General features: G+C 44.3%; 6 protein-coding genes. 3 read left to right on the top strand and 3 right to left on the bottom strand.

The annotated features are described in order from the left end of the window. Positions 1-592 precede the first annotated feature (592 nt). From nifJ to IQ234_RS18830, 3 genes are all read left to right on the top strand, one after another. The gene (gene nifJ, locus IQ234_RS18820) at positions 593-4,147 is read left to right on the top strand and encodes a pyruvate:ferredoxin (flavodoxin) oxidoreductase (RefSeq protein WP_193958196.1); all 3,555 of its coding nucleotides are present in this window, start codon (positions 593-595) and stop codon (positions 4,145-4,147) included. 2 nt (positions 4,148-4,149) lie between these two features. Continuing rightward, positions 4,150-5,175: a dihydroorotate dehydrogenase-like protein gene (locus IQ234_RS18825; protein WP_193958197.1), complete on the top strand. Its 1,026-nt coding sequence runs from the start codon at positions 4,150-4,152 to the stop codon at positions 5,173-5,175. Positions 5,176-5,420: 245 nt separating this feature from the next. Next, entirely contained in the window at positions 5,421-6,629 is a 1,209-nt protein-coding gene (locus tag IQ234_RS18830; RefSeq protein ID WP_193958198.1) for an ATP-dependent 6-phosphofructokinase, read from the top strand. A 274-nt stretch (positions 6,630-6,903) separates the two neighbouring features. Here IQ234_RS18830 and IQ234_RS18835 read toward each other — a convergent pair whose 3' ends face one another. Genes IQ234_RS18835 through IQ234_RS18845 form a run of 3 tightly spaced genes read right to left on the bottom strand, consistent with a single transcriptional unit; the run spans position 6,904 to position 7,779 of the window. Then, positions 6,904-7,284 carry a toxin-antitoxin system TumE family protein gene (locus IQ234_RS18835; RefSeq protein WP_193958199.1) on the bottom strand — a complete coding sequence of 127 codons (381 nt, stop codon included), beginning with the start codon at positions 7,282-7,284 and terminating at the stop codon, positions 6,904-6,906. Further along, on the bottom strand, positions 7,274-7,564 hold the full coding sequence (locus tag IQ234_RS18840; protein WP_193958200.1) for a hypothetical protein: 291 nt from the start codon (positions 7,562-7,564) through the stop codon (positions 7,274-7,276). Before IQ234_RS18840 ends, IQ234_RS18835 begins: the two co-directional genes overlap by 11 nt. After that, positions 7,552-7,779: a hypothetical protein gene (locus IQ234_RS18845; RefSeq protein ID WP_193958201.1), complete on the bottom strand. Its 228-nt coding sequence runs from the start codon at positions 7,777-7,779 to the stop codon at positions 7,552-7,554. Before IQ234_RS18845 ends, IQ234_RS18840 begins: the two co-directional genes overlap by 13 nt. Positions 7,780-7,909 lie beyond the last annotated feature (130 nt).

Here is a 7,909-nt window from a genome sequence, read left to right on the forward strand (position 1 = left end):
CACCCCACACCCTGCCCCCAGGAAAAACTTTTTGCCGCAAACCCTAATTAATAATTCATAATTCCTTCTCCCTGCTCATAGACAGTCTTAATGAGTAATTTAGATAGTCAACAGCTTATCTTCTGACCTAGCACTTTTTTTAAAAAAGTATCATTAATTTTTAAGTAGTCGGACATAAATTCTGTTGTCTATCTTAAGAAATGTAAATTGCCGCAATTCTTCCTGACTCCTGACTCCTAACTCCTGACTCCTTACCCCGCCCACAGTTAACTTTACTTTTGTCCAACTACTTATTTATCAATTCTTAATATTAATTAATCCCAGGGTCGGTTGCGGGCAAACTCAGCAGCGTATTAAGAAAAAATAACGAATTGCTAGAAAGCCGAGAATCTGGATAATGATCGAGGTGGAGACAGAAAAATTGCTCTACTTAAGCCTGTCTGCCGTAAGCGTCCAATAGTAGATAGGGAGTCAAAAGCGACGCTCAAGAAAGTCCTTCGGTTGTCAGGGAAACGAGGGGATATTTAGTGCGAAATTGAGCCGTAAAAAAACTTAAAATCCCGACAAATATCGTAAAAACTAAGGGGAACACATGACCACAAAAACCTATGCAACCATAGATGGTAACGAAGCTGTTGCACGCGTTGCCTATCGTCTCAGTGAAGTGATCGCTATTTATCCTATCACTCCCTCCTCGCCCATGGGTGAATGGTCCGATAGTTGGGCAGCCGAACGCAGAGCTAATCTCTGGGGAACCATTCCTTCCGTAATCGAAATGCAGAGCGAAGGTGGGGCAGCGGGAACCCTGCACGGAGCGCTACAAACAGGCTCTTTAACTACCACTTTCACTTCCTCCCAGGGATTATTATTAATGCTCCCCAACTTCTACAAAATTGCGGGGGAATTAACCTCTTCAGTGGTCCATGTGGCAGCCCGTGCTTTAGCAGCCCAAGGGTTGTCAATTTTTGGGGATCATAGTGATGTTATGTCTGCCAGAAGTACGGGTTGGGCTATGTTAGCGGCTAATTCCGTTCAAGAAGCTCATGATCTGGCAGCAATCGCCACAGCTACCACCCTAGAAACGCGGCTTCCTTTTCTGCACTTTTTTGATGGTTTTCGTACCAGTCATGAGGTGCAAAAAGTCGAATTAATTAGCGATGAAATTCTCAAAGAACTGATCGATGAAGACCTAATTATTGCCCATCGTCAAAGAGCTTTAACTCCCGATCGACCGGTGTTACGAGGCACGGCACAAAATCCCGATGTTTATTTCCAGGCAAGGGAAAGCGTCAATCCTTTCTATCATGCTTGTCCCGATATCGCTCAAAAAATTATGGATCGTTTTGCCCAATTAACAGGACGGCAATACCATCTTTATGAATACCACGGTGCGCCCGATGCCGAAAGAGTGATTATTCTCATGGGATCGGGAGGGGAAACCGTCCATGAAACCGTGGATTATCTCAATCAAAATGGGGCTAAAGTTGGAGTTTTAAAAGTTCGTCTTTATCGTCCGTTTGCCGCCGACAAATTACTGGCAGCTTTGCCCACCACAGTGAAAAAAATAGCCGTTTTAGATCGCTGTAAAGAACCCGGTGCCGGGGGCGATCCGCTATATTTAGACGTGGTAAATGCCTTTATGGAGGAGTACGAAGGCAAGCTGCCGAAAATTGTCGGAGGACGCTACGGTTTATCTTCCAAAGAATTTACTCCGTCCATGGTTGCTGGTATATTTGATAACTTAAGTCTCGACAAACCCAAAAATCACTTCACTATTGGTATCGTTGACGATCTTACCTTTTCCAGTCTGGAATATGACCGCAGTTTTTCCACCGAACCAGACAAAGTAGTGCGGGCAGTTTTCTACGGTTTAGGTTCCGATGGGACGGTGGGAGCTAACAAAAATTCAATTAAAATTATCGGTGAAGATACTGATAATTATGCCCAGGGTTATTTTGTCTATGATTCCAAAAAATCTGGCTCCGTCACCGTTTCTCACCTACGCTTTGGACCAGAGCCGATTCGCTCTACCTATTTAATCACTGATGCTAACTTTATCGCCTGTCATCAGTGGGAATTTATCGAACAATTTGACCTGCTAGAAACCGCTAAACCGAACTCAATTTTTCTCCTCAATAGTCCCTATCCACCGGAGGAGCTATTTAGTCACCTACCCCGCAATCTCCAGCAAACTATCATCGACAAAAATCTGCAAGTTTATACGATTAATGCCACTCAAGTGGCCAAAGAAGCGGGGATGGGCAGCCGGATTAATACCGTTATGCAGGTGTGTTTCTTTGCTCTAGCGGGAGTTTTGTCTCGGGAAGAGGCGATCGCACAAATTAAAAAAGCCATCCGCAAGACCTACGGCAAGAAAGGCGAAGAAATCGTGCAGATGAACATCAAAGCCGTGGATTCTGCCCTAGAACACCTCTATCAAGTGCCAATTCCCGCCACTATTACCCCCGAAGCTTTTGAATTAAGACCCCCAATTCCCGACACTGCACCCGCTTTCGTCCGAGAAGTCCTCGGCAAAATTATCGCCCGTCACGGGGAGGAACTGCCCGTTAGCGCCCTTCCCAACGATGGGACCTATCCCACCGCCACTAGCCAATGGGAAAAACGCAATATTGCCCAAGAAATCCCCGTTTGGGATGCAGATGTCTGTGTTCAGTGCGGTAAATGCGTTCTCGTTTGTCCCCACGCCGTTATTCGCTCGAAAGTCTATGATGAGGCCGAATTAGCCACGGCCCCAGAAACCTTTAAAGTTGCTAATGCCAAGGATCACGACTGGAAAGGGCTAAAATTCACCATCCAAGTGGCCGCCGAAGATTGTACCGGTTGCGGTCTTTGCGTTGATGTTTGCCCCGCTAAAAACAAATCGCAACCGCGTCTAAGAGCGATTAATATGGCTCCCCAACTGCCCCTGCGGGAACAGGAACGAGTTAACTGGGATTTCTTCCTTAATTTGCCTAATCCAGACCGATTAAGCCTAAATATCAACAAAATTAACCATCAGCAAATGCAGGAACCTCTCTTTGAGTTTTCCGGTGCCTGTGCCGGTTGTGGTGAGACTCCCTACGTTAAATTAGTCAGTCAACTATTTGGCGATCGCATGATAGTGGCTAATGCCACCGGTTGTTCATCTATCTACGGAGGTAATTTACCGACAACACCCTGGGCAGTTAACGCCGAAGGTCGCGGTCCAGCTTGGTCGAATTCCCTCTTTGAAGATAATGCCGAATTTGGCTTAGGATTCCGGGTTTCCATCGATAAACAGGCAGAATTTGCCGCCGAACTGTTAGCAACCCTCGCTAGTGAAATCGGAGAAAGTCTAGCGGCAGATATTCTCAATTGTCACCAAGTCGATGAAGCGGAAATTTACGAACAACGGCAACGGGTAGAGGCCTTAAAATCCCGTTTAGGGCAATTAACCCCGACCACGCAGGTGAAAATGTTGTTATCCGTCGCCGATTATCTGGTCAAGAAAAGTGTCTGGATTGTCGGGGGTGACGGTTGGGCCTACGACATCGGTTATGGTGGCTTAGATCACGTTTTAGCCAGTGGTCGTAATGTGAATATTTTGGTCATGGATACGGAAGTTTACTCAAATACGGGCGGCCAGGCCTCGAAAGCTACTCCTCGCGCTGCCGTAGCTAAATTTGCTTCTGGTGGCAAACCGGGACCGAAAAAAGACCTCGGTTTAATGGCCATGACCTACGGTAACGTCTATGTGGCCAGCGTGGCTATGGGGGCAAAAAACGAGCAAACTATCAAAGCTTTCCTAGAAGCGGAAGCTTACAACGGGCCATCGTTAATTATCGCCTATTCTCACTGTATTGCTCACGGGATCAACATGACCACCGCCATGAACCATCAAAAAGAAGTGGTGGAAAGCGGTCGCTGGTTAATGTACCGTTATCATCCCGATTTAGCTAAAGAAGGCAAAAATCCCCTACAATTGGACAGCCGTGCCCCTAAGCTTACCGTAGCGCAAACTCTCTACTCGGAGAATCGCTTTAAGATGTTGGCCACCAGTAAGCCGGAGGAAGCTAAACGTCTGCTCAAAGAAGCACAAGCAGATGTGGATACGCGCTGGCAAATGTATCAGTATTTAGCAGCAAAAGGTACAGGAGGCAAGGAATAGTTATGAATCTACACACTACCTACATGGGTTTACAATTGCGATCGCCGTTAGTCATCGGTGCGGCCGCACCCTTGAGCGAGGATATCGACAATATCAAGAGAATGGAAGACTTTGGAGCCGCTGCCGTGGTTTTACACTCCTTTTTCGAGGAGCAGATTAAACAGGAAAGACTGGCTCTACACCATCATTTTACCCACGGAGCCGATAGTTTTGCGGAAGCTTTGACTTATTTTCCCGAACCGGAGGTTTTTCACGTTGGTTCCGACGAATATCTTAACCATATTCGCAAAGCCAAAGAAATGGTCGATATTCCCATTATTGCCAGTCTCAACGGTGAGACCTCTGGGGGATGGTTGGAGTATGCCATTCAAATTCAACAAGCGGGCGCTGATGCTTTGGAGTTGAATATTTATTATGTTCCCAACGACCTAGAATTAACCGGAAATCACGTCGAACAAAACTATATTGATATCCTCAAAATTGTCAAATCGGAGGTATCAATTCCCGTCTCGATGAAGTTAAGTCCCTACTTTAGCAATACGGCTAATATGGCTAAACAATTAGCGGAAGCTGGGGCCGATGGGTTGGTATTATTTAACCGTTTCTATCAGCCGGATATCGACTTAGACACCTTAGATGTTCACCCTAATATTATCCTCAGTAATCCCCAAGCAATGCGTTTACCCCTGCGCTGGATTGCCATGCTTTATGGTCGTGTACCGACGGATTTTGCCGCTACCAGTGGTATTCATAACGCCATCGACGTGATCAAAATGATGATGGTGGGGGCAAAGGCGACTATGTTAGTTAGTGTTTTATTACGCCACGGTTTGGAGGAAATTACCAAGATCGAACAGGGTTTATTGCATTGGTTGGAAGAAAATGAATACGAATCGATCGAGCAGTTAATTGGCAGTATGAGTCAAATGAATTGCCCAGATCCGACCGCTTTTGAACGGGTACAGTACATGAGGGCCCTGCAAAGTTACGAACCTGTTTGGAAACGTTTTCAAACCACCAGTAAATAAAAGTGGGAAGCTTTTTTCAGTGATCAGTTATCAGTAATCAGTAATCAGTGAACTGAAAAATTAAGTAGGTAGGCGTTAAAAATTATCAGACACCCCCCTTATCAAGGGGGGCTAGGGGGGATCGAACCTAAAATCCATTTTTAATTTAATTATAACCAGCTACTTAACTGAAAACTGAAAACTTACATCTGATCACTGGTAACTGATAACTGATAACTGACAAAAAAATCCCGGAGGATATAACCATGAACGAGAATCAAAACAAAAAAATCGGTATTCTGACCAGTGGTGGCGATTGCCCAGGGTTAAATGCGGTAATTCGTGCCGTGGTAAAAGCATCAAAACTAAAGGGTTGGGATGTGTACGGCATCCCCTACGGGACCGACGGTTTTATGCAGATTGCCGAGGGAAAATATCACCCCCAAGATTTGATCCTGACTCACCATGGCTATAACCTACCCGGAGTCTTGAAAGGATTAGACGTTTTGCAGTTTCTTAGTGGTAGTGTCCTGGGTTCTTTGAGCAAAGGACATCCTGAAAACCCAGAAATTGCCACGAAAATCCTGCAAGGATACGAAATGCTGGGACTAGATGCCCTGATCGTCGTCGGGGGCGATGGGAGCGTCGATATCATCTATGATCTCGCCCAGAAAGGCAATTGGAATATTATCGCAGTTCCCAAAACCATCGATAATGATGTTCCCTATACGGAATGGGCCGTCGGTTTTACCACTGCCGTCGATATCGTCACCCAAGCTTTGTATGATCTCACTTTTACCGCCGCTAGTCACGAAAGGGTGATGATTGTGCAGGTGATGGGTAGAGATGCTGGTCATTTAGCCCTTCATGCGGGGATTGCCGGGGGGGCCGATGCGATTTTTATTCCCGAATTAACCCCTGCTCTCACTCCCGAAATTATCGACGGTTGTTGTGATCATTTGGCAGAATTACGCGCCCAAGGTCGTAAATTCGCTCTCATTGTCATTTCTGAGGGGGTTAAAAACGAAGATAACCAAAAAGAGAAGTATATTGGCGATTATTTAGAAAAATTAATAGTTGACAAAACTCGCTCTTTATGCGTGACCGATCCCGTCTTCTGTTATCTCAATTCCATGGATGTGCGGGCCATGTCCTTGGGACACCTGCAAAGAAGTCGTCCTCCTTTGGCCATGGATCGACTCTTAGCCACGGCTTTTGGCATTAAGGCCGTAGAATTAATTGAAAAGGGAAAACTCGATCGCGTGGTGATTTGGCGCGGGGGACAAGTGCGTAGTTTGCCCCTGAAACCGGTGATCAAAATTATCAAAAAATGTCATCAAGAAAATCGCTGTGCCTATCCCGTGGATCCTGATGGTTTTATCGTCAAAACGGCCCGTTCTTTGGGAATTTACCTAGGGGAAAATACCACAACTGAGACGGCAGTAGTTCCGCAAGCTGTGGAGGTGTTAGTTTAGTTATAATAAAGCGAGAAGGGTTGCTCATACTTTCTCGCTTTGTTAATTGGTTAAGATTAGGTATTTCTAAACGCTACAATTACGAAAGATAGTGACAGCTACTGTCGAAATAAAGAAACTTTTTAAAAGAGTGTAATTAATTTTCTAAGCATAAACTTTGAAATCGACTAAAAACGTTGCCAGATAAGGATTTGAGAGAATGACATAAGAGAGAATGAAACGACCCTACCCTGCCGTCGAGCCGGACGGCAAGTTGGGAACCAGTCCGAAAATTTCATCTGTTTTCCTCAATTTCCTCAAGAACATCTGCTAATGAAGGAGCATTTGAAGATATGATATTTTCTTCACTTCCTATGTGTTTATGATGGGGATAGTTGGGTAGATTTAATTCTTGATGATGGGGAGCATTATCATAGCGAAAAACTAAGTCATTAGAAGCACTCATGTATTGATAGGTATATTTTCCTCGTTCAATTCCTGTCTTGACATTAACAAATTCACGAATATGTAAGAGCGTTCCATCAACTAAATTAAGATCGCCTCGAATAAATCCTACATAAAGACTTCTACTATCAGTAATGAGGTTATAAGATTGAATTATTGGACAAGCTTCAATGAGATGTCTAATCTCTTGAAAATATTCATTAATCAACAAATTCTATCTCCTCAATTTCTTCTTTGTCTTGCAGTAAAGCTTCTAGCATCCAAGCTTCTCCCATCCATTCATCAAAGTCTAAGGTATGCTGCAATTCATTGTTTTCAAATCGTCTGAGAAATTCTTGTGTCTGCATTTGATACTTATTTTCAAAAAAAGTTATTCGTTCTTGGGTGCGCTTAATTCCTTCTTGAAGTTCTCGCAGTCTTTCGGTTAATGCGTCTTCAATAATTCTTTTTAAGGAGTTTAGATGTTTAGATCTCAGTTTTACTTCAGCCATAATGCTTCCGAGTTGATAATCGCTGCTGTTTGCCATTCGTCAGTCCATCCTAATTCTAGTTCATCTACTGCTAAAAAAGCTTGGGCCAGTTCTTCTGCTTCTTGTTGTTGTTGCCATTGTTGTAAAATTGAGGCGATGAAAATGCTTTTATTTTCTACTTTCTGGTCTAGGTAATTAACCAGTTCTTCGGGTAAAAAAATGGAGATTTTAGCCATTGTTATAGCGGGTTTCAGTTGAATGAGGTACAGCATGGATGACTAGGTAGGCTCTTTAAAAGGGGTATCGCAATAGCAACAATGGGTAAACCAGTGATGGATGTCTCGCAATGTAATCTGACTAAAGGCT

The organism is Microcystis aeruginosa LEGE 91341 (genome assembly GCF_015206885.1).
Classification (GTDB): domain Bacteria; phylum Cyanobacteriota; class Cyanobacteriia; order Cyanobacteriales; family Microcystaceae; genus Microcystis; species Microcystis aeruginosa_H.

What these genes read in the sequence shown, in the direction of transcription:
- IQ234_RS18845 (WP_193958201.1), bottom strand. Translation starts at nt 7,779, where the DNA reads ATGGCTAAAATCTCCATTTTTTTACCCGAAGAACTGGTTAATTACCTA.
- IQ234_RS18825 (WP_193958197.1), top strand. Translation starts at nt 4,150, where the DNA reads ATGAATCTACACACTACCTACATGGGTTTACAATTGCGATCGCCGTTA.
- IQ234_RS18830 (WP_193958198.1), top strand. Translation starts at nt 5,421, where the DNA reads ATGAACGAGAATCAAAACAAAAAAATCGGTATTCTGACCAGTGGTGGC.
- IQ234_RS18840 (WP_193958200.1), bottom strand. Translation starts at nt 7,564, where the DNA reads ATGGCTGAAGTAAAACTGAGATCTAAACATCTAAACTCCTTAAAAAGA.
- nifJ (WP_193958196.1), top strand. Translation starts at nt 593, where the DNA reads ATGACCACAAAAACCTATGCAACCATAGATGGTAACGAAGCTGTTGCA.